This window comes from Mesorhizobium sp. BHbdii (assembly GCF_053848045.1).
This window is the reverse complement of the sequence record NZ_JBSPKX010000001.1, coordinates 421,514-442,360: the sequence shown is the minus strand read 5'-3', so window position 1 is coordinate 442,360 and position 20,847 is coordinate 421,514. Positions and strand designations below refer to the sequence as shown.

Sequence of the window (20,847 nt, the reverse complement as noted above, 5' to 3'; positions counted from 1 at the left end):
TTCGGACCTGAGAAAGCCGACATGTGCTAACGTTCTGTCGATATCGTGATGGGCGACGCCGATCAGCGGCAGGCAGGAGGCCATGAATGTAGCCTTGATTTTGCTGAACCTACTAGAGCGGCCGGATGCGATCATCTGCTACAATGATCTGATGGCCTTTGGTGCCATGCTTGCAATGCAGCGACTTGGCATGACGCCAGGAAAGCACGTTGCGCTCGTTGGGTTCGACGATATACCGGAGTCGTCGCTCTGGACGCCGAGCCTGACCACCGTCTCGATTGATGCGCGGAATATCGGCCGTCTTGCCGCTCGAGTCCTACTGGACAAGATTGCCAATCCACATCGTGTACCGCGGGACGATCATCGTGGACCCGCAGCTGATCGTCCGGGAGTCCTGTGGCGAGCGGATGACCGAATCTTAGGGCCGTCATCGTTCGAGCGGCTTCATTAAGGGCAGCGCCCTACCGAGCCCGCCTGCGATTGCTGCTAGAACGTGAACCCCCAGCCACTGTTGTGAACCGGTGCTGCGGCGTGTCCGCCGTTGTTTTCAGGCGCCTCGAGAAGTTCTTCACTCAAGGCAGCAGGAGAACTCGTCGCGTAAGGATTAGCTGAGGCAGAAGTGTCGGAGGAGAGTTTAATGGCCACACCGACGCAGGGTCAGGGCAAAAAGGCCGCGATCATCGATCTGCCTGGACGGGCGCTACCAAGGACTTCCGGCCATGCCGCGCGCCGGCTTGAGACCACGATGGAGTGGCTGGATTTTGACGAAGCGACGCAACGAAAGAATGCGCGGCTGATCGAACGCTTTCTCAACCTGAAGGTTGATCCGAAATACCCGCTTACCTGGCGCGATACTCCTGTCGAACACCTCGACGCAGATCGGCTTCGCGCGTGCCCAAATCGTCCAAGAACCCTGCTTGGCCGATCGCGGTCCGCGAGAAGTTCGAGGCACGACATCCAATCGGCACTGCTGCGCGTACCTGCTACGCGCTGGGCTTTTGGCTTGGAAATCGGCGCGGCGATATCGCCGCCTTGGAGTGGGACGACCTCGTCACCGAGGAGATTGAATTGTTCGACGGCTCGCTGGAGTTAATCGAAGCGTTTGATTTCCGACAGAAGAAGAACCGCAACCGCCACGCGGGAGGGAGATGTTCATTCCCGTCGTTGACAAGCTGGCGATGGCCTTGGAACCGCTCGACCGCTCACAGCGCGGCACGGTCTTGAAGAGTGCTTACAAACGGCCGTTCTCCGAAAAGAGCCTGACCGGCATGATGCAGCACTGGACGCGCCAAGCGGGAATTCCGGACGGCTACACCCTTCACGGATTGCGTCGCACCTTCGGCACATACCTTGCCGAATGCAACGTTCAAGCGCGCGCCATTATGGAGGCAATGGGCCATTCCTCGATGACCGTGACGAATGACTATGTGCGTGAGGCAAACAAGAGGCGGATCGCCGTCGACATCGCTCGCGCCATCATCGGCTTCGGCAATTTCCTGTCCGGCCGACACGAGCAAGCCGTCATAGCAGGCCGGCGGGCAGGGGAACTGAACCCCGGCTTCAGCATCCTGCACGGATGGCTGGCGGCACCCCTAGCCAGGCTCGGGCAGCTCGACGAGGCAAAAGCCTCGGCTGGGCGGCTGCTCTCGCTCGACCCGCACTTCACCATCGGGCGCTGGTCCGCTGCCGTAGGAATTGCGTCGAACATCCTCGATGACGTCACCGACGCCATGCGTATGGCAGGTTTGCCGGCATAGGCATTGGGCTCGCGGTAGCGTCACTTCTCTAATTTCAGAGTGCATCCTTCACGATTGTCACGCCACAGCAGCACGCTTCCGATAAGGTGCTTGACCGGTTCGACCTCACCCTCGTTCGCGCCATACATGCGCCGCTTATCGACGATCTTTTTTCCAAACTGCAGGAGAGACGAGCGGACGTGCGGTTGTCACGTCCCAGTGCTATGCGGGTGGTGCAATAGCGTTTCGGAGTGTAGCAAATGTCCAATCTGCCGATTTCATCGAAGCCTATATCGCCGCCTATAACCGCAGAATGAGAAGCAGGTCGGACCTCTATGCGAGAGCGGCCCTGTTCCTCCCGACAGAACCGCCGCACGTCGGGATGCGCAATGGCTCGTCAGATCCGCTTTAGCTCGAGCGCATGGCGATGCCTAAGCAGCGGATAAACGCGAGATGTGCGTTCGCGCTCCCCGGGTAGCCGCTTCCTTGTCAAGGTTGATGATGTTCGATGTTTGTTCTATAGCAAGCTGTCGGTTGTGGTGGTCAGTTCAAAAAATTGATTTGTGCGGCACACCCGCTGCCTAGATGTTACGGACTTCGCATAGAGGGCCGATTACGAGGGGTAACCATGGTTCACACTGCACGCCTCCGCCATGATTCTCTGGCCGCCCCCTCCAGCAGAAACGTCCCTGCAAAATGGCTCGCCGCCGCGGCCTTCGCGGCGATCGGCTTGCTCGCGGCCCCGGCCGCACAGGCGCAAGAAGCGCCTCCCGCGCCCGTCGTCACGGTAGCCAAGCCGCTGGTGCGCGATATCGTCGAGGACGATGAGTTCGTCGGCCGTTTCGAAGCCGTCGACCAGGTTTCGCTGCGCTCCCGCGTCGGCGGGTATCTCGACCGGGTCCATTTCCAGGACGGTACGCTGGTCAAGCAGGGCGACCTCCTGTTCACCATCGACCAGCGGCCGTTCAAGGCGGCGCTGAACCAGGCGCAGGCGCAGGTCGACTCGGCCAAGACCCTGGTCGAATTCAGCAAGATGCAGTTCGAGCGCGCCGAGACCCTGTCGCGCGAAGGCAACATACCGGTGTCGACACTGGACGACCGCCGCCGCGAATATCTCGCCGCCCAAGCGCAACTGGACGGCGCGGAGGCGGCACTTGAAAACGCAAGTCTCGATCTCGAATTCACCGAGATCAAGGCGCCGTTTTCCGGCCGGGTCGACCGCCGGCTCATCTCGCCGGGCAATCTGGTGCAGGCCGACCAGACCGTGCTGACCACCATCGTCTCGATCGACCCGATCGACTTCTATTTCGACATCGATGAGCGGACCTACTTCGCTTATGCGCGCGACGCCCGCGAGCGCGGCGGCGTCATGCAGGAGGGCGCCGGCGGCGTCGATGTTGTCGTCCGTGTCGCCGACCGTGATGAAGCGACGTTCAAGGGCAAGCTCGACTTCGCCGAGAACCGTCTGGACGAAGCTACCGGCACGATGCGGGCCAGGGCGCGCTTCGACAACAAGGACGGCGTGCTGCAGCCGGGCATGTTCGGCCGCATCAACGTGCCCGGCTCGCTGCCGCATCCGGGCGTGCTTCTGCCTGACGAGGCGATCGGCGCCGACCAGAACCGCCGCATCGTCTTCGTTGTCGACGAGGCAGGCCTGATCTCGGCCAAGCCGGTCCGCACCGGCCCGCGCATCGACGGCTATCGCGTTATCCGCGAGGGCCTCACCGGCGAAGAGACCGTGGTAATCAACGGGCTGGTGCGAGTGCGGCCGGGCGTCACCGTCAAGTCCGAGATGACCACGTTGCCGCCCAAGGTTGAAGCCGAAGGGCAGACGCAATGAACTTCGCCCATTTCTTCGTCAACCGCCCGATCTTCGCGGTGGTGCTGTCGATCGTGCTCGTGCTCGTCGGCGGCATCGCCTATACGCAGCTTCCGGTCGCCCAATATCCCGAAATCGCGCCACCGACCATCGTGGTGCGCGCCTCCTATCCGGGCGCCGACGCCGAGACGGTCGCCGCGACCGTGGCGACGCCGATCGAACAGGAAATCAACGGCGTCGAGCACATGCTCTACATGTCGTCCTATTCCTCCGGCGAAGGCTCGATGTCGCTCACCATCACCTTCCGCCCCGGCACCGATCTCGACGCGGCGCAGGTGCTGGTCCAGAACCGCGTCTCGATCGCCGAAGCGCGCCTGCCGGAAGAGGTGCGCCGGCTCGGCATCACCACGGCGAAAAGTTCGCCCGACCTGATGATGGTCATCCATATGCTGTCGCCCGACGACACATATGATCAGCTCTACGTCTCGAATTATGCGCGTTCGCGCGTGCGCGACGTCCTGCTGAGGCTTGACGGCGTCGGCGACGTGCAGATCTTCGGCGAGCGCGAATATTCGCTGCGCGTCTGGCTCGACCCGGAAAAGCTGTCCGCCTACGGCATGACCGCAGGCGACGTAGTCCAGGCGCTGCGCGACCAGAACGTCCAGGTGTCGGGCGGCTCGATCGGCGCGCCGCCGATTGGCGACGGCTCGGCCTTCCAGTATACGGTCACCACGCAAGGGCGCTTCGAAGACGCGCGCGACTTCCGCTACGTTATAGTCAAGTCGACCAAGGACGGCCGCTTGATCTCCCTGCAGGACGTGGCGCGTATAGAGCTCGGCGCCAGGGACTACGTCACCAATTCCTATCTCAACAACAGGGCGGCGGTGGCGCTCGGCATCTTCCAGCGGCCGGGCACCAATGCCTTGGCCTCGGCGGAAGAAATCCAGGAGACCATCGCGGAGCTTTCGGAGGATTTCCCGGAGGGGCTGGCCTACGAGATCATCTACAATCCGACCGAGTTCATCGCCGAATCTATCAACGAGGTCTATGTCACCATCGCCGAGGCGATCCTGCTGGTGGTGATCGTCATCATCGTGTTCCTGCAGTCGTGGCGCATGGCGATCGTGCCGATCGTGGCGATACCGGTCTCGCTGATCGGCACGCTTGCCGTGCTGCTCGCCTTCGGCTTCTCGCTCAACATGCTCACTCTGTTCGGGCTGGTGCTGGCGGTCGGCATCGTTGTCGACGACGCCATCGTGGTTGTGGAAAATATCGAGCGGAACATCCGGCTGGGGCTCGCTCCGCGCGCCGCTGCGCACAAGACCATGGATGAAGTGGGAAACGCGGTCCTCGCGATCTCGCTGGTGCTGATCTCCGTCTTCGTTCCGGCGGCTTTCATTCCCGGGATTTCCGGCCAGTTCTACCTGCAGTTCGCCATCACCATCGCGGTCTCCACCGCGATCTCCGCATTCAACTCGCTGACGCTTTCGCCGGCTCTCGCTGGCGTGCTTTTCAAGCCGCACAGCGAGGAACATTCGAACTTCTTCCTGGCAAGGTTCGGCCGCGCTCTGGCGAACGGGTTCAACAACGGGTTCGACAGGATGGCGGACGGCTATGCGTGGCTGGTGCACAGGCTAGTCGGCACGACTCTGGCGCTTGCCGCCATGCTGCTCGTCTTCGCAGGCCTGCTCTACGCGACCTATCACATGCTGCAGACGGTGCCGCGCGGCTTCATCCCGAACATGGACCAGGGTTATGCGATCGTCGTCGTGCAATTGCCGGAGGGCTCTTCGCTCGCCCGAACGGACGCAGTCATCCAGAAGGCGTCGGATATCATCCGCGAGACACCGGGTGTCGCCAACGCCGTCGCCTTCGCAGGATTCAACGGCGCGACATTCACCAACGCCAGCAATTCCGGCGTGATCTTCGCGCCATTCAAGAGCTTCGAGGAACGGCTCGAGAGCGGCGATACTTCCGACAAGATCATCGGCACGCTGTTTGGCAGCCTGCAAGGCATCCAGGAGGCCTTCATCATCGCGCTGCCGCCGCCGCCAGTGCGGGGCATCGGCAACTCCGGCGGCTTCAAGATGATGCTCCAAGAGCGCAACAGCGCCGACATGCGGCCGATTCTGGCGCTGGCCAACGAAATCGCCGGCAAGGCCAACCAGACGCCCGGGTTGATGGGCGTCTTCACCACCTTCTCGGCCTCCAGCCCGCAATTCTTCCTGGCGATCGACCGCGACAAGGCGCGGATGCTGAACGTGCCGATCCCCAACATCTTCGAGACGCTGTCGATCAATCTAGGCACCGCCTATGTCAACGATTTCAACGCCTTCGGTCGCGTCTACCAGGTGCGGGCGCAAGCCGACCAGGCTTTCCGCATCGATCGCGACGACATATTGAAGCTGAAGGTGCGCTCGGCGGCCGGCGACCTGGTGCCGCTCGGCACACTGGTCGAGATCCGCGACGTCACCGGTCCCTCGCTCGTGCAACGCTACAACATGTATGTCTCCGTGCCGCTTCAGGGCAATGCAGCGCCGGGTGTCGCCACGGGCACGGCGCTCGACCTGATGGAGGGGATCGCAGCCGAATCGCTGCCGCAGGGCACTTCCTTCGAATGGACTGAACTCGCCTTCCAGGAGCGGCAGACCGGCAACACGGCGGTCTTCATCTTCGGCCTGTCGGTTCTGTTCGTCTTTCTGGCGCTCGCCGCGCTATACGAAAGCTGGATTACGCCGTTCGCCATCGTGCTTATCGTCCCGCTCAGCGTGCTGGCCGCCCTCTTGGGCGTCGCCTTCCGCGGTCTCGACAACAACATCCTCGTGCAGATCGGGCTGATCGTGCTCATCGGCCTGGCGGCGAAGAACGCGATCCTGATCGTCGAGTTCGCGCGCCAAGGTGAGGAGCGCGGCCTTGACGCCGTCGAGGCGGCTGTCGAGGCCTGCCGGCTGCGGCTGCGGCCGATCCTGATGACGGCATTCGCCTTCATCCTGGGCGTGGTGCCGCTAGTGATCGCCAGCGGGCCTGGCGCGGAAATGCGCCAATCGCTCGGAACGGCCGTGTTCTCCGGCATGCTGGGCGTGACGTTGTTCGGCCTCTTCCTGACGCCGGTCTTCTACGTTGCTCTGCGCAGGACATTCCGGCGCAGGCGGCCTGAAGCCGGCCCGACCCTGGCTTCCGAGAGCGGCGCAGCCGAGTAGATGCCGAGCCGATGAGGCGCCGAGCTACCCCAACTCGAGCCGAACGGCCGCAGATCTGGTGTCTGGCGCTGCGCTCCCTCGCCTGCTTGCATCGGCGCTACCTCCTCGGCCGGTCGCGCAGCGCATTGGAATTCGCCGGTCGTCTCCGCATGGCCGCCTACGGCCGGAACAGCCGTTTCAATACGAGATGGACCGGCAAGTAGGCGACCAGGGGCAGGAGCACCATGTACAGGCCGAGATACATGCGTGGCGGCAAGATCTTCTGCGGCTCCGGACCAAACCCGTGCACCCAGTTGATGTTCTCGTCGGGCCGGGTGAACCAGTAACTTGCAACCAGTACCACCCAGGCGAGAGCGGTCTGCGCTTTGAACGCGCGGCGGTCGTAGCCTTGCCGGGTCAGCATGAAAATAATGATGACCGGCATGAACAAATGAAAGCCGGACAGCGCCCTCGCATATGCGGGCTCCCTTGGATCGAACATGTAGGCAGCGAGCCCGGTCAGCTTGCCGCCGGTCACGAAGTCCGCCAACCAGGCGAACTCGAGCGGCAGAACGCCGACTGCCATCATCGAATAGAGGAGTCGGCTGCCGGTCCACAACGCGATAGCACGGCAAAGAGCGCAATATCGGAGAACCACAGGAAATTGCCGGGGCCGTATCGCAACCAGTATACCGTCGTGAGCACGGATGATGCAAATCGGCCTTAAGCCGTTGATTTAATGGTAGGCCCGGAGGATGGTTGGAAACCGTGAAAAATCAGACACTTGACAATCAGTGGGACTGTCGGGTGTTCAAATCTTATCCAATGCTTTTCGATGTTTCTGTCCCACCGCATTTGCCGCGTCGTCGCTTGACGTGCTCCGGGAACGGCGTGACCTCGGAGAAGCGACCGTCACACCAGATCGCGTTGGCGACCGACGAGGCCTCCTGCTGCCAAAGCTTCCTGGCCGTTTTCGCCTACCCGAGCCTGGCGCCGGAGGCGGGGTCGAACAGCAGGGCTTTGTCGAGATCCAGTTCGAGGCCGAGGCTGCCGCCCTGCACCGCCATGCCCGCCGGCGTACGGATAACTGACGGATGACCCTGGATATTGAGCGTCACGATGTCCTCCGGCCCCGTCGGCTCGACGAGATCGACGGTCGCGGACAGGGTCGGGCCGGCCTTGGCCGTTATCCGAATGTTCTCGGGGCGCAGCCCGAGGATCGCGGCGCCTGTGTGAACGGTCGCACCGGTGGCCATCGAAAGCGATAAGTCGATACCGGACGCAGGGATCGTGAAGCGCAGTCCGCCTTTGTGGCCGGACACCGCGCCTTGGATCAGCGTAATGGGCGGCGAACCAATGAAGCGAGCAACGAACAGATTGGCCGGATTGAAATAGATCTCGTGCGGCGAGCCTACCTGCTGCACGACGCCGTGGTTGAGGATGACGATCTTGGTCGCCAGCGTCATCGCCTCTATCTGGTCGTGGGTGACATAGACCATCGTGCGCCTGATCCGCTGATGGAGCCGCTTAATCTCGGCGCGCAGGTCGCCACGCAGGGCCGCATCGAGATTAGACAGCGGCTCGTCGAACAGGAACAGTCTCGGATCGCGGACCAATGCGCGCCCGATGGCCACGCGCTGGCGCTGACCGCCGGAGAGTTCCCTCGGCCGCCGCTCCAGCAGCGCCTCTATCTTGAGGACGGCCGCCACGCGATCGACGCTGTCGGCGATGTCGTTCTTCGAGAGCCCACGCATCTTCAGTGGAAAGCCGATGTTCTCCCGCACCGACATGGTCGGGTAGAGCGCGTAGGACTGGAAGACCATGGCAACGTCGCGCTCGCGCGCCGGGAGATCGGTGACGTCCTTGTCGCCGATGACTATCGAGCCGCCGTCGATCTCGTGGAGCCCGGCGATGGCATGCAGCAGCGTGGACTTGCCGCAGCCGGAAGGCCCGAGCAGCACGACGAACGCGCCTTCCTCCACCTCGATCGAGATGTCGTCGAGAACGGTGACGGCGCCGTAGGACTTTTCGACGTTGCGTATCGAGAGCTGCGCCATGTGATCTCCAATCAGCCCTTCACGCTGCCGAGCGTCATGCCGCGCACGATCTGGCCCTGGACGAGCATGCCGAGCACAAGCATCGGCAGCATGATGAGCGTAGCCGCCGCCGTCAGGGCGCCCCACTGGATGCCCTGAAAGGTAAGGAAGGAGGTGATGCTCACGGGCAGCGTCTGTGTGTTGCGGCCCGACAACGTCAGGGCGACGAAGAACTCGTTCCAGGTGAACAGCACGCAGAGAATAAGCGTCGCCACCACGCCGCCGCGCGCCGCCGGCAGATAGATGCGCCAGAAGATGGAAAACTCCTTCGCGCCGTCGACGCGTGCCGCGTCACGCAGTTCGCGCGGAATGTCGTCGAAGAAGGTGATCAGCAGGGATATGGCGAAAGGAACATTAATGAAGGCATAGACGGCGATCAGCAGCCAGTGCTGGTTGAGCGCGCCGAGGCGCACTGCGAAATAGTAGACCGGAATGACGAAGACCAGCGCCGGCGCGATGCGCAGGCTCAGGATGAACTTCTCCTGGCCGCGCCGCTTCTCTGCGTCCTGCTGGGTGATTCCGTATGCCGCGATCGCGCCGATCGCGACGGCTAGTGCGCTGGCTGAAAGCGAGATCACGAAACTGTTGGCGAACGCTCGCAGGAAGGTCTTGTTCGCGAGAATCGTGCGGAAGTTGTCGAGGGTCGGCTCGAACAGCCACACCGGCGGGACGGCGAAGGCGTCGCCGGGCAGTTTGAACGATGTCGCGACGACCCAATAGAGCGGAAAGAGCACCGCGGCGAGAAGGACAACCAGTCCGACATAGAAGAAGAGACGCCGGATCATGTGCGCTCGCCCTTCCTCGGGAACAGCACGCCGTACATGGCGAGCAGGGCCACGTTGGTGAAGATCGTAAGGATCAGGGCGACGGTGATGGCGTAGGAAATCTCGAAATTGGTGAAGGCTACGACATAGCCGTAGAAGTTCAACGTCTCGGTCGAGAGCGCGGGACCTCCCCGCGTCATGATGTAGAACAGGTCGAACGCCTTGATGCTGTCGATGGCGCGGATCAGAGCGACGATCGCGATCGCGCGGCGCAGCATCGGCAAAAGCACGTACCAGGTGACCTGCCATTCGCGTGCGCCGTCGACGCGCGCGGCATCGAGAGGATCGGAAGGCGCCGAATCGAGCGCGGCCATCGACAGGAGGATGACGAAGGGCGTCCACTGCCAGACATCGGCGATCAGCACCGAAAAGAGGGCGACCTGCGGGCTGCCCAGCCAGTCCATCGCATCGATGCCGAGGCGCGAAAGAAGGTAATTGGCCATGCCCGACGCCGGATCGAAGATGAACCGCCATGTGAGACCGACGACGACCGGCGTCATGATGATCGGGACGAGGAGAAGCGTCCGAACGATCCGCTTGAGCGCGAAGTTCCTGTCGAGAAACAAGACGATCGCCAGTCCGAGGACAACCTCGATCGACGTTGCGAGCACCGTGAAGAGGACGGTCCGCCAAAGCGCCCAGAGTCCGCGCGGATCGGCAAAGAAACGGATGTAGTTGTCGAGACCGACGAAAGTGTCGCGCCCTGCCCGCATGAGCGACAGGTCCCGGAGCGATAGCCAGACGACATAGAGGGTGAGCACCAGCGACGTGATGCTGAGCACCATCACGATCGGCTGATAGAACATCCGAGATGGATCGGTTCGCTTCACCACGACAACCTGTTCCGGAATGAAAGGACCCTGCCGCGCCCAGGGAGGTCGGCGCGGCAGGGTATGATCGGCCGCCTTAGCGCCCGATCGCTGCGTTGTTGGCTTCGTCGGCTTCCTTCAGCGCATCCGCGGCCGATGCCGTGCCGGCGAGCGCCTTGGAAATGGCTATGCCGGTGTTGTTAATGACCTCGTTGGCCTGCTCAATCGTCGGCAGATACTGGGGGTTGCCTTGGTTGATCGCGGCAATCATCGCATCCTTAAAGGCGCCGTATCGCTTGCCGAAAGACTTACCGTTGAGCGCGGTGAGCGAGGTGACGCCCGAATTCGGATCGGTCTCCATCGACTTCACCTGCTGCTCCTTGGCCGTCGCCCAGGCGGCAAACAGAGTCGCTGCCTCCTGGTTCTGCGAGTCAGCGGTCACATAAAGGCTGTGCACGGCAAGCGACGAGGAGCCACCCTTGGGTGACGAGGACTTCATGGGCACAGGAACGTAGCCTATCTTGCCCACGACGCTGGAGGCCGCCGGATCTTCGTTGTAGGCGCCGTTGACCGTGGCATCGAGGGTTATCGCCGCCTTTCCTTGCTGGAACAGGAGACGGTTTTCTTCCCAGCCGAAATTGGCGACGCCAACGGGACCGTAGGAATTCAGGACGCGGGTGAAGGCCTCAAGCGCTGCCGTGCCTTCCGGCGTGGCGAGCGCCGACTTGCCGCTGTCGTCGAGGAACGAGCCGCCGAAGCCCCACAGATAGGCAGCCCAGACATAGACGCCCTGGATGCCCTGCTGGCCGCGCATGGTAATGCCGGCGATCTCCTTGTTGGTCTTCTCGGAAATCGTCTTGGCGGCATTCTCGATGTCGTCGAACGTCTTCGGCTCGCTGAGGCCGTGCTGCTCGAACAGGTCCTTACGGTACATAACGAAGGTGCTCTCACCGTATACGGGGAGCCCGTACACCTTGCCGTCCACGACATTGGTGTTGAAGTAGCCGGGGACGAAATCCGCCTTGTCGAACTGGTCGGTGTGCTTGGCGAGGTTCTCGTCCAGCGGCACGATGTAGCCGTTCTTCAAGAAGCCCGGAATGTAGATGATGTTGTTCTGAACGACGTCGTAGCGGCCAGACTTGGAGGACAATTCCAGCAGCATCTTGGCCGTGATGTCCTGCTCCGGCACCACTTCCAGCGCGACGTCGATACCAGTAAGCGTCTTGAACTCCGGCAGCATCTTCTGGATGGCATCCGTGGTGGGATGGCCTTCCATCAGCACCGAGAGCTGCACGCCATCGAACGGCTTGTCTTGTGCCGTGGCCGGGGCAGAAAGGCCCGAAAGCATCGCCGCGGCCGCGGTCGTTGCAAGAAATTCGCGTCTGTTCAGCATGTTGGTTCTCCCATTGTTGTGAGTGGTGTTCAGCCGAGGCGCACGACCTCACCGGTCTCTGCGGAACGGATCATTGCGAGCGTGAGCTCCAGCGAGCGGAGCGCATCTTCTCCCGATGCAACTGGGCGATCGGCTCCCTCCAACCATTCGAGGACGGCCAGGAGCTGCTGGCGAAGGTCGCCGCCGACACGACCGGCCAGTGTTGGCCAGTGCTGTGTGTCGATCTCCTGCGAACGGTCATTGTCGGCGAAGTAGAGGCCGCTGTCGCCACACTGGACTTCGAACGAGCCTTCCGTGCCGATCAGTTCGAGGCGCGCATCGATCATGTGCCGCGCTCCGGAAGGCAGCGACCAGGCGCTTTCGAAGTTGACCACCGTGCCGTCCGAGAAACGGGCGATGGCGGCGATGCTGTCCTGGGTGCCGGTCGGTCCGAGCAAGCGGTCCGTCTGCTGCGCATAGACGGAAACCGGATGCTGACCACTTAGCATCCACAGGACGAGATCGACGTCATGGACGGTGACATGCAGCGCCAAGGGAAGCTTGCCGGCATAGCGCTTCGGACCCTCGGTGCGTGCGCTGTTGCGGCGGGCGTAGAGATGAATAGGCGCGCCGATCCTCCCCTCATCGATCAGTTCCTTGGCGCGGGCGTAGCGAGGATCGAAGCGCAGAAGGTAGCCCACACCGAGCTTCACGCGGGCGCCGCGGGCCGCGGCGATGATGGCCTTGGCATCGTCCACGGTCGAGGCGATCGGCTTTTCGATGAAAAGGTTCACGCCCTTGGCGGCGACCGCTTCCGCCGGCGGGCGGTGGAGATTGTCGGGCGTGCAGATGCTGACCAGGTCCAACTTCTCGGCGGCGAGCAGCTCGTCGTGGCTGGCATAAACCTTGGCGTTGCCGCAGCGCGCCGCTACCGCCCTCGCGAGTTCGACATTCGGATCGACGACCGCCGCCAGTTTGCAGTTCGGCGCGCTCGAGAAAATCGACGCGTGCATCGACCCCATGAATCCTGCACCGATGACGGCGACGCGACGGGTCATGACGGGACCTTTCTCTGCGGGGTGGCCGGTTGTCGCCCGGCGATGGACCGGGCGAAGCGCTGCGTGATCAGCGTCGGGCGCGTGATCGCGCTGCCGACGACGACGAAGCTGGCACCCAGGTCGAAACACTGCAGCGCTTCGTCGGTCGTCCAGATGCGACCTTCGGCGACAAAGGGGATACCGGCGCGGCCAAGCGCGCGCATCAGGCCGAAGTCCGGACCCTCATCCGCAGGTGTATAGCTGGTGTAACCGGCCATGGTGGTGCTCACCAGGTCGGCGCCTGCCGTAACCGCGGCATGGGCTTCCGCGACCGTGCTGATGTCGGCCATCGACAGCGCGCCGGATTCGGCGATGGCTGCAACCATTTCAACGACGGATGCCGGCCGCGGCCGGGCCGTCCCGTCGAACGCGATGATGTCGGCTCCCACCCGGGCAATCGCCCGTGCATCCTCGATGGAGGGGGTGATGTAGATTTCGGTGTCGGCGCGCGAGGTCTTGACGAGGCCGATGACGGGGACTGCGACGCACGCTCTCACCGCTTCGACATTCGCCAGACCCTCCGTGCGGATGGCGCTCGCGCCCCCCTCGACCACGGCGGCGGCAATCGCCGCGAGGTGTGTCGGCGCCGCCAGCGGCGTTCCGGCGTCAGCCTGGCATGAGACGACGAGCGTCCCGTAAAGGCTGTCAGGTAAAAGCTGTGTCAACGTCAACGACCCGATTTCCGTCTGCCGTCATGTGGCGGAAACAAGTCGTATTGCTGGCGAAGTAATTTGTCAAATAAAATCACATGATGAAATTTTTCTTCATCGCCAGATCGGCAACGCCGATCAGCCCCGCATCGGCGCCCGCACGGGCCTGCACGATCTGGCGTCGAAACGCGGCGGGCAGGCTGTCGGCGTGACGAAGCACACGATCCAAGACGCCGGACGCTAGCCCTACTCCACCGCCCAGCGCTATGCGGTCCAGATCCGTGGCGGCGACCAGGTTGGCGAAGGTCTCGGCGAGCGCGGCGGCCGCATCTTCCAGGATGACCTCTGCTTCGGCGTTCCCCGCCGCCGCCTCGGCGAACACGTCCTTTGTGGTAACGATGCGGCCCACGCGCTCGCCGAAGCGTGCTGCGATAGCGGTGCCGGACGCTACGGTTTCAAGGCACCCCCGGCGGCCGCAGCCGCAAGGTGCATCCGCTCCCGACACGCTCATGTGTCCGATGTGGCCGGCGAGCCCGGCTTGGCCGCTCTGTAGGCGGCCGGCGAGGACAAGCCCGCCCCCGACCCCAGTAGAGATGGTGACGAACATGAAGTTCCTGGCGCCCTGCCCCGCGCCGAACGCATATTCGCCCCAAGCTGCCGCCTGCGCGTCGTTGACGACGAGCGGCCTCACCCCGATTGATGCTTGCAGCCGTGGCGCCAGTGGATAGCCGTTCTCGATCGGTAAGGTGCGCGGATTGAGCGCACATAGAGTGCCAGCATCGGAAACGATACCGGTCGTCGCCACTGCCAATCGGCTTGGCCGAGCGCCCCTGATCTCGGCAGCTATGGCCTCGACCAGCGCGTCACCGCCGGAGCGGGGCGTCGGAATCTGACGCCGGTTTCTCAGCTTCGCGCCAGCAACCTCCGCGAAGGCGATCTTGGTGCCGCCGATATCGACTGCAAGAACCCTCTCAGAACGATCGGTCACTCACGCTCTCCGCCGTGCGCTGGATCATCGCCAGCCTGCCCGGGTCCTGCCTCATCATTTCCGCCAGCAAGGCGTCGATGATCAGCAGCTGGCTTATCTTGGAAGGAAAAGCTCCACCGGTGAGCGGCGTCTCTGGCCATGAGGCGATCAGCGTCAGATCGCACACGGCAGCGAGCGGACTCTTGGAGCGGTTGCTGATGCCAAGAACAAAAGCACCGCGCGAACGCGCGAGCTTCGCGACGCCGACTGAATCCACAGTCGAGCCCGAGCTAGATATAATCACATGCGCCGTCGCTTTCGTGGCGGTCCCCGCGGCCATGGTGGCGAGGTGCGCGTCGGCCAAGGCGCGCGACAGCATGCCAATGCGCGTCATCTTATAGGCAAGGTACTGCGCCGTGACGGCCGAAGCGGCGGCGCCGAAACAATCGATCGCCTGCGAGCCGAGCAGCCGCTGCGCGGCCGTGGTGACGTCCTCGCGCACGATCAGCTGCTCGGTCTCGCGCAGCGCGACGACTGCGGTCTCAACCAGCCGCTGGATGTCGTCGGCGGGTTCGGCGCTATCCTTTTCCAGCTGCTCGCCGGCGAGTTCCTTGGCCATGGCGAGCTTGAAATCCTGGAATCCGGTGAAGCCCTGTTCGCGGCAGAACCGCATCACACTGGCTTCCGATGAACCCGATACTTCCGCAAGTTCGGTGATGCTTTGGTAGAGCGTGGTCTGTGGCTGCGCGAGGACGGTTTCCGCGACCTTCGCCAGTGCCGGCGTCATGCCGCCGGCTGCCGCACGTAAGCTGGCGATCAGTGCCTGTTTCATAATTTGTCCCCGGGCGATGTCGTTCAGAAGTGTTCGGCGACCCAAGGCTGCGGGCCGGCGAAGACAAGGTCGCACAATTGCACAGCAGCCGAAGGGCCTGATAGGCGTCCGCGCCGTGAGAGCTGCGATGCGGAGCTGAATCCTGTGAAAAGGCTCGAGAGGAAGGCCCCTTCGACCATCACAGTCGGCAATCCGTCTCGCACGCCGCCGCTCACTCGCATGGTCCCGTCAGACAGGTCGAGGCTAAAATCGAGGTCGCCGGCGTCTGCGTCCTTGATGCGAAGTCCGAGCGATGCGTCTTGCAGGACATAGCCGCGGCATTCCAGCGCCTGCGCCGGCTCCACGACGCGAGCAAGCCATTCCTCCTGGTGGAACAGCCGCCACCCTTTGTCGGGCATGGCGGCTACAAGATCGTCCTGTGGACCGCCGTGCCAGCGAACCTTCGGATAAACGGACCTGAAACGTCCCACGAAACACAGTACCGCCTCGGCCATTTCTCCATTCGCCGCATACCAGTCTCGAATGTACAGGATGTCAGGATCGGATCCGTCGACGATGACATATGCGCCGATCGTATCCGCATCCGACTTGCAGGCGCCGTAGGCCGCAAGCGCATCTGTCGGCGCCCGCACAAGTTCCTTCCAATGCATGTCGGCCCGCCCCAGCAGCCCAGCTTCGACTCTTCGCTTTGCGGCATAGGCGGACACGACGCTGTCATCGGACAGGGGTAGGGGGACGAACGCGATTGGGGTCTTCAGAGGCAGCGCCGCTGTATCGGCTTCATAAATTATCTCGCTTCCGGCCAGCTCGAACCCACATTTGCGGTAGACGGGTCTTGCCGACGCGAACAGCGACACAATGAGCGCGCCCTGCTCCCGAGCGTCGTCGCATAACGCGTCAACTAACGGCCGCGCTAGCCCCTGCCCCCTTGCCTCCGGCGCAATGGCGACATGCGCAATATTGGCCGCGGGGACGTCCACCCCGCCGAACGCATGCGACGTCATTAGCAGAGCGGCACAGGCTTTCGCGGCGCCGTCGGGCTCTCTGACCATGCGAAACGAGGGTATCCCGACGTGGTGTATATATTCGCGCGCCCGCTCCCGGCTGAACCCAAACGCCATCGTCAGCAGATGGCATACGGCGTCCTCCTCGCCACTCTTGGCCCGGTCATATAATAGACTTTTGGCTATTTTTTTCATTTACAATCCAATTGTGAAGTTTTACTTCATAGCGCAGTGTCGAGCCGGCCGCAAGAGGATGCATAATGAGCAACGACAGCGCGATCCTCAGGGAAATCGCCGAGATTCCGACTGTTCTGCGCCAATCGTCGGCGGTTCAGTTCGAAGCGATTGGCAAGGCGGTACACGCACTTGGCGGCGAGAAGCCCCGGCTCCTCGCGACGATCGGCCGGGGCAGTTCCGATCATGCCGCTACCTTCCTCCGCTATGCTTTCGAGATTTCGCTCGGCATCCCCGGTTCCTCAATCTCACCGTCGATCAGTTCGATCTATGGACGCCAGCTGGACCTCAAAGGCGCGCTTTGCCTCGTCGTCAGTCAATCAGGCCGCAGCCCCGACATTGTGAGGGCGGCCGGGATGGCCAGGAGGGGTGGCGCGCTGGTCGCGGCGATCGTCAACGACATGTCTTCGCCGCTTGCAAAGGAAGTGGATGTCGTGATTCCGATCAATGCCGGGGAAGAAAGGGCCATTGCTGCCACGAAGAGTTTCATGGGTGCTGCCGCAGCCGGTCTCCGCCTCCTGACAATCTTGTCCGGCGACGCAAGCTTGCGAAGAGCGCTCGATACGCTGCCGGATGTTCTGGAGCAGACCGATCGGAATCACACCATCGATCTCTCCGCCATCGTCAAGGCGCGCACCGCATTCGTCATCGGGCGGGGACCAGCGCTGGGGATCGCCCAGGAAGCTGCCCTGAAGCTCAAGGAGATCGTGCAGTTCCCCGCGGAGGCCTATTCGTCGGCGGAGGTACGGCACGGTCCCTGGCAACTCGGCCAGACGGACTGTGCCCTGGTCGGATGGAAGACCGACGCCGTTTCCTCGGAAAGCCAAAACGCCGTAGTCAGCGCGTACCGGGCGCTCGGTCGCCCCGTGCTCGATCTGCAGGACATTGGTCGCCGGTCGGCGGAGAACCTGGGCAACATGATAGCGCCCCTGATCCCCCTGCCGGGCTTCTATCGCGCGCTTGTCATGGCAGCGATGCAACTCGGGCTCGATCCGGACCGGCCCAAGCTGCTGAGCAAGGTGACCGAGACGATCTGAACTGCAGATTGCAACTCGTACTGAAAGCCGTTGATCGGACCCCTCCCCCGCTTCGAGCGGGCATTCCAACATACAGCTGACTCACCAAGCTTCGGATTGGGCGGAACCCACCCGGTGAAAGTTCGGTGGTGGCTGGTCAAACCATCCTAATTGCACGTCGTCGCCGCAGATTACCGCACTCATCACTCGGAGGCCTTTCAGAGTGAGAGCGCGTGAATTACGTGTTGTTGATGTTAACAAGCAGGAGAATTATCCCAGACAAAGACGCGAGTTTCCCCTTAAATTCCGAATGGCCCACTTTCTGCGGAGAGTCGGTTCTAACCTGCTGAAATTTAACGATTTTGGTGGGCCCGGAGGGGCAACGTCTTCTACAGAGAATCAATATGTTAGCAACTGGTTCGCCAACCCATATCCCTCGTATTCTCTCATATGGTCTGGCGAACCTATAAACCAAGAGGAGGAATGAACCTTCCTCTCCGGCAGTGGTGCTCGCGTGCGTTGAAGCCATAGGTTGTGCGGCGGCGGGGTCTCTACCCGCTGCCGGCTTCGGCTGCCGGCAAAGCTGCAGTGACGTTCAAAGCGTGGCCGTGATCGACGGAGATCTTCACACGCTTTGAACGTCGTACAGATCGATTCCAGCAATGTCGGCCAACTCAACATTACCGCTTCGCCTACTGCATGCGCTGACCCGGTCAGGACGAGCGCGGATAGACAGTCAAGACGCGTCTGATGAAGTCGCGGAACTCGTTCATGTAGTCGCGGAGGAACGTCTCTGTAGACTCGGCACTGACTTCGCCGCTGTCCGAGATCAGGTTCGGCGTGAACTGGATGTAGGCTTCAACCGCATTCATCATCGGCGAGTTGCAGAAGCTGAGTATGCTTTTCAGATGCTGTTGTCCCACCGCGGTCCCGATCGCACCTGGCGAGGTGCCGATGATCGCCGAGGGCTTTTTTGTAAAGGCGTTCTGGCCGTACGGCCGACTCGCCCAATCGATGGCATTCTTCAATGCGCCTGGGATCGAGCGGTTATACTCCGGGGTAACGAAAAGAACGGCATCGACGGCGGCGATGGCGATCTTGAAATCCCGAGCGACCTGGGGGTAATCGGCATCGTAGTCATAGCTGTAAAGAGGTAGGTCGCTGAACGGAATTTCCTGCAGCTGCAGTTCCACCGGCGCCAACTGGACGAGTGCTTTGGCGAGCTTTCGATTGATCGAGCCCTTTGCAAGGCTACCCACAAAGTAACCGACTGTGAAATCCGACATGTGGTCCTCCCATGAATTTGCGAACTCCAGAGATCTCCCAAAGCAGCCGACGTCCGGTCGGTCGATCTCGGTCGGGAAGGTAGCACAGGTGTGGCAGGTCACCACCGATACAAAGGTATCGCCAACACCATCGTTCAATAGATTTACCTCCGCCTAAAGTGGATTTGTGTACTCGCATCTGAACGGATCGAGTAGGCAGAGGAGGACGTTATGCCGCCGGCAGTGTCACTATCGCTCACGGCGCGAACTACTTGCCGCGACGGCTGCAGCCGGGGCCATCGGTCTGCTTCCGGGAGCATTGCGGACGGCGGGCGCTGGCGATTTCATCTGCCCCTTCACAGTCAAGATCCCGCAGGAGGAGATAGCCGATCTTCGTCAGCGCATCGCCGCAACGCGGTGGCCGGACAAAGAGACCGTCAGTGACCGGTCGAAGGGCATCCAGCTCGCAAAATTGCAGGAGATCGTCCGCTATTGGGGAACCGAGTACGATTGGCGGAAGGCAGAGGCAAAGCTGAATGCTCTCCCGCAGTTCATGACCGAGATCGACGGCTCGACATACACTTCCTTCACGTTCGGTCGAAGCATCCCAATGCTCTGCCGCTGATCATGACGCATGGCTGGCCCGGGTCCGTGTTCGAACTGCTCCAGACTCTTGGTCCGCTCACGGACCCGACGCAGCATGGCGGCAACCCTGAGGATGCCTTCGACCTGGTTCTGCCCTCGATGCCCGGCTACGGGTTCTCCGGCAAGCCACGAGGCACGGGCTGGAATCCCGACCGAATAGCCCGCGCCTGGGCCGAACTTATGGAACGCCTCGGCTACGAACGCTACGTTGCCCAGGGTGGCGACTGGATAACGGCATAGGTTGCAGGTACGTTGGTTGCGGGGACACGCAACCAACGGTACTTGCGATTGGTTGAACGCCCTATTCCAAAGCTCGCCGCATAGTTGCCTGTCTGAGCGCTCTTCTTCGTGTCGATATTGTTGATTTAGTCGTTGCTGGGACGGCAGTGAGATGAACTTCGGTGTGACCTCACTGGCCGCCCCGAAAGCGGCGTCATCCAGGGTTGCGAGATACTCTCGCACCGCTCGACCGGCCCCAGCGCCAAGATCGGCGGCGCGCCACTCGTCGCCCGGAATGGAGCGCTGTTTGTTGGCATCGGCTGCGATCAGGCTGGCTCCACCGCAAACCCTTCGCCACCTACCAGGCCTTCGCTCAGGCAGCGTTCCACGACTGTCTCGAAGAGGTGTCGCAGGATGTCGCTCTGCCGGAACCGGCCATGGCGGTTGCGCGAGAAGGTAGAATGGTCAGGAACCTTGCCGTCCAATCCCAAACGGCAAAACCATCGATAGGCGAGATTAAGGTGGACCTCCTCGCAGAGCCGTCGCTCGGACCGAATGCCCATGCAGTATCCAACGAGCAGCATCCGCATCATCAACTCGGGAGCGATCGAGGGACGGCCGATCGTGCTGTAGAACGGCTTCAGTTCCGAGCGGACGCTCTCCAGATCGAGGAACTGGTCGATCCTTCGAAGGAGGTGGTCATCAGGGACATGATTGTCGAGACAGAAATCGTAGAACAACTGCGCCGGTGCCACCTGCGATCCCATCATCGTCCCATTCCCTCCGGAATCAACAGGTGGATGGAATCACGACACCGCCAGCCGATCAACGCCGACTAAATCAACACTATCTGTCATCAGCGGTCCTTCCCAAGCTGGTCGCTAAAGATCCCCTCTGGGCCGAAAGTTGACGGGCGGTTTTCCGGGCGAACTCGTCAGAAAGCTGCCGTTCAGTCGACGACCCTTTCCCTGTTGGAAGACCAGCGACCACTTCGACGCTGACGAACTGCGTCGTGTGGGTTGCAAACGCGTTCTGTAGAGAATCCGCGTCTGCAAGGTACTTTCCGGCGGGGTCACGTATCTA

The 20,847-nt window shown here is 62.0% G+C and carries 18 protein-coding genes and 2 pseudogenes; 8 read left to right on the top strand and 12 right to left on the bottom strand.

All coding sequences use genetic code 11. From position 1 onward, the window contains the following. Positions 1-82 precede the first annotated feature (82 nt). From ACWTU8_RS02110 to ACWTU8_RS02090, 5 genes are all read left to right on the top strand, one after another. The gene (locus tag ACWTU8_RS02110) at positions 83-451 is read left to right on the top strand and encodes a substrate-binding domain-containing protein (RefSeq protein ID WP_455846843.1); all 369 of its coding nucleotides are present in this window, start codon (positions 83-85) and stop codon (positions 449-451) included. 186 nt (positions 452-637) lie between these two features. After that, positions 638-1,093, top strand: a complete 456-nt coding sequence (locus tag ACWTU8_RS02105) for a hypothetical protein (protein ID WP_455846842.1) — start codon at positions 638-640, stop codon at positions 1,091-1,093. Positions 1,094-1,148: 55 nt separating this feature from the next. Further along, positions 1,149-1,757 (top strand): tyrosine-type recombinase/integrase, encoded by a 609-nt coding sequence (locus ACWTU8_RS02100; protein WP_455846841.1) that lies wholly within the window; start codon positions 1,149-1,151, stop codon positions 1,755-1,757. A gap of 709 nt (positions 1,758-2,466) precedes the next feature. Next, positions 2,467-3,576 (top strand): efflux RND transporter periplasmic adaptor subunit, encoded by a 1,110-nt coding sequence (locus tag ACWTU8_RS02095; RefSeq protein ID WP_287177869.1) that lies wholly within the window; start codon positions 2,467-2,469, stop codon positions 3,574-3,576. Beyond that, positions 3,573-6,755 carry an efflux RND transporter permease subunit gene (locus tag ACWTU8_RS02090; RefSeq protein ID WP_455846840.1) on the top strand — a complete coding sequence of 1,061 codons (3,183 nt, stop codon included), beginning with the start codon at positions 3,573-3,575 and terminating at the stop codon, positions 6,753-6,755. Before ACWTU8_RS02095 ends, ACWTU8_RS02090 begins: the two co-directional genes overlap by 4 nt. Before the next feature lie 157 nt (positions 6,756-6,912). On the opposite strand, the gene ACWTU8_RS02085 is transcribed toward ACWTU8_RS02090, so the two are convergent. The 10 genes from ACWTU8_RS02085 to ACWTU8_RS02040 all read right to left on the bottom strand — a co-directional run bounded on the left by ACWTU8_RS02085 (position 6,913) and on the right by ACWTU8_RS02040 (position 16,580). Next, on the bottom strand, positions 6,913-7,323 hold the full coding sequence (locus tag ACWTU8_RS02085; protein WP_455846839.1) for a hypothetical protein: 411 nt from the start codon (positions 7,321-7,323) through the stop codon (positions 6,913-6,915). A 388-nt stretch (positions 7,324-7,711) separates the two neighbouring features. Beyond that, on the bottom strand, positions 7,712-8,791 hold the full coding sequence (locus ACWTU8_RS02080; protein ID WP_455837823.1) for an ABC transporter ATP-binding protein: 1,080 nt from the start codon (positions 8,789-8,791) through the stop codon (positions 7,712-7,714). Positions 8,792-8,802: 11 nt separating this feature from the next. After that, positions 8,803-9,615 carry a carbohydrate ABC transporter permease gene (locus tag ACWTU8_RS02075; RefSeq protein WP_455846838.1) on the bottom strand — a complete coding sequence of 271 codons (813 nt, stop codon included), beginning with the start codon at positions 9,613-9,615 and terminating at the stop codon, positions 8,803-8,805. After that, positions 9,612-10,460: a carbohydrate ABC transporter permease gene (locus ACWTU8_RS02070; RefSeq protein ID WP_455837824.1), complete on the bottom strand. Its 849-nt coding sequence runs from the start codon at positions 10,458-10,460 to the stop codon at positions 9,612-9,614. The genes ACWTU8_RS02075 and ACWTU8_RS02070 overlap by 4 nt, the downstream gene beginning before the upstream one ends. 100 nt (positions 10,461-10,560) lie before the next feature. Then, the gene (locus ACWTU8_RS02065; protein WP_455846837.1) at positions 10,561-11,856 is read right to left on the bottom strand and encodes an ABC transporter substrate-binding protein; all 1,296 of its coding nucleotides are present in this window, start codon (positions 11,854-11,856) and stop codon (positions 10,561-10,563) included. Positions 11,857-11,885: 29 nt separating this feature from the next. Beyond that, a complete protein-coding gene (locus tag ACWTU8_RS02060) occupies positions 11,886-12,893 on the bottom strand; it encodes a Gfo/Idh/MocA family protein (protein ID WP_455846836.1) in 1,008 nt (335 codons plus the stop codon). After that, positions 12,890-13,603: an N-acetylmannosamine-6-phosphate 2-epimerase gene (locus tag ACWTU8_RS02055; RefSeq protein ID WP_455846835.1), complete on the bottom strand. Its 714-nt coding sequence runs from the start codon at positions 13,601-13,603 to the stop codon at positions 12,890-12,892. The genes ACWTU8_RS02060 and ACWTU8_RS02055 overlap by 4 nt, the downstream gene beginning before the upstream one ends. Before the next feature lie 73 nt (positions 13,604-13,676). Further along, positions 13,677-14,570 carry an ROK family protein gene (locus ACWTU8_RS02050; RefSeq protein ID WP_455846834.1) on the bottom strand — a complete coding sequence of 298 codons (894 nt, stop codon included), beginning with the start codon at positions 14,568-14,570 and terminating at the stop codon, positions 13,677-13,679. Beyond that, complete coding sequence (locus ACWTU8_RS02045; protein WP_095518978.1) at positions 14,554-15,381, bottom strand: MurR/RpiR family transcriptional regulator; 828 nt, start codon at positions 15,379-15,381, stop codon at positions 14,554-14,556. The genes ACWTU8_RS02050 and ACWTU8_RS02045 overlap by 17 nt, the downstream gene beginning before the upstream one ends. A gap of 23 nt (positions 15,382-15,404) precedes the next feature. After that, entirely contained in the window at positions 15,405-16,580 is a 1,176-nt protein-coding gene (locus ACWTU8_RS02040; protein WP_455846833.1) for a GNAT family N-acetyltransferase, read from the bottom strand. A gap of 65 nt (positions 16,581-16,645) precedes the next feature. Between ACWTU8_RS02040 and ACWTU8_RS02035 the strand changes: the two genes are divergently transcribed. After that, the gene (locus ACWTU8_RS02035; protein ID WP_455846832.1) at positions 16,646-17,656 is read left to right on the top strand and encodes an SIS domain-containing protein; all 1,011 of its coding nucleotides are present in this window, start codon (positions 16,646-16,648) and stop codon (positions 17,654-17,656) included. 692 nt (positions 17,657-18,348) lie between these two features. Here ACWTU8_RS02035 and ACWTU8_RS02030 read toward each other — a convergent pair. Then, on the bottom strand, positions 18,349-18,921 hold the full coding sequence (locus tag ACWTU8_RS02030) for an NADPH-dependent FMN reductase (RefSeq protein WP_455848359.1): 573 nt from the start codon (positions 18,919-18,921) through the stop codon (positions 18,349-18,351). Positions 18,922-19,087: 166 nt separating this feature from the next. Between ACWTU8_RS02030 and ACWTU8_RS02025 the strand changes: the two are divergent. After that, a pseudogene (locus tag ACWTU8_RS02025) lies at positions 19,088-19,500 on the top strand (epoxide hydrolase N-terminal domain-containing protein); the annotation flags it as partial. A gap of 51 nt (positions 19,501-19,551) precedes the next feature. Then, a complete protein-coding gene (locus ACWTU8_RS02020) occupies positions 19,552-19,785 on the top strand; it encodes an alpha/beta fold hydrolase (RefSeq protein ID WP_455848358.1) in 234 nt (77 codons plus the stop codon). Positions 19,786-19,932: 147 nt separating this feature from the next. Here the strand turns inward: ACWTU8_RS02020 and ACWTU8_RS02015 are convergent. Then, a pseudogene (locus ACWTU8_RS02015) lies at positions 19,933-20,534 on the bottom strand (transposase); the annotation flags it as partial. Between the last annotated feature and the right edge of the window lie 313 nt (positions 20,535-20,847).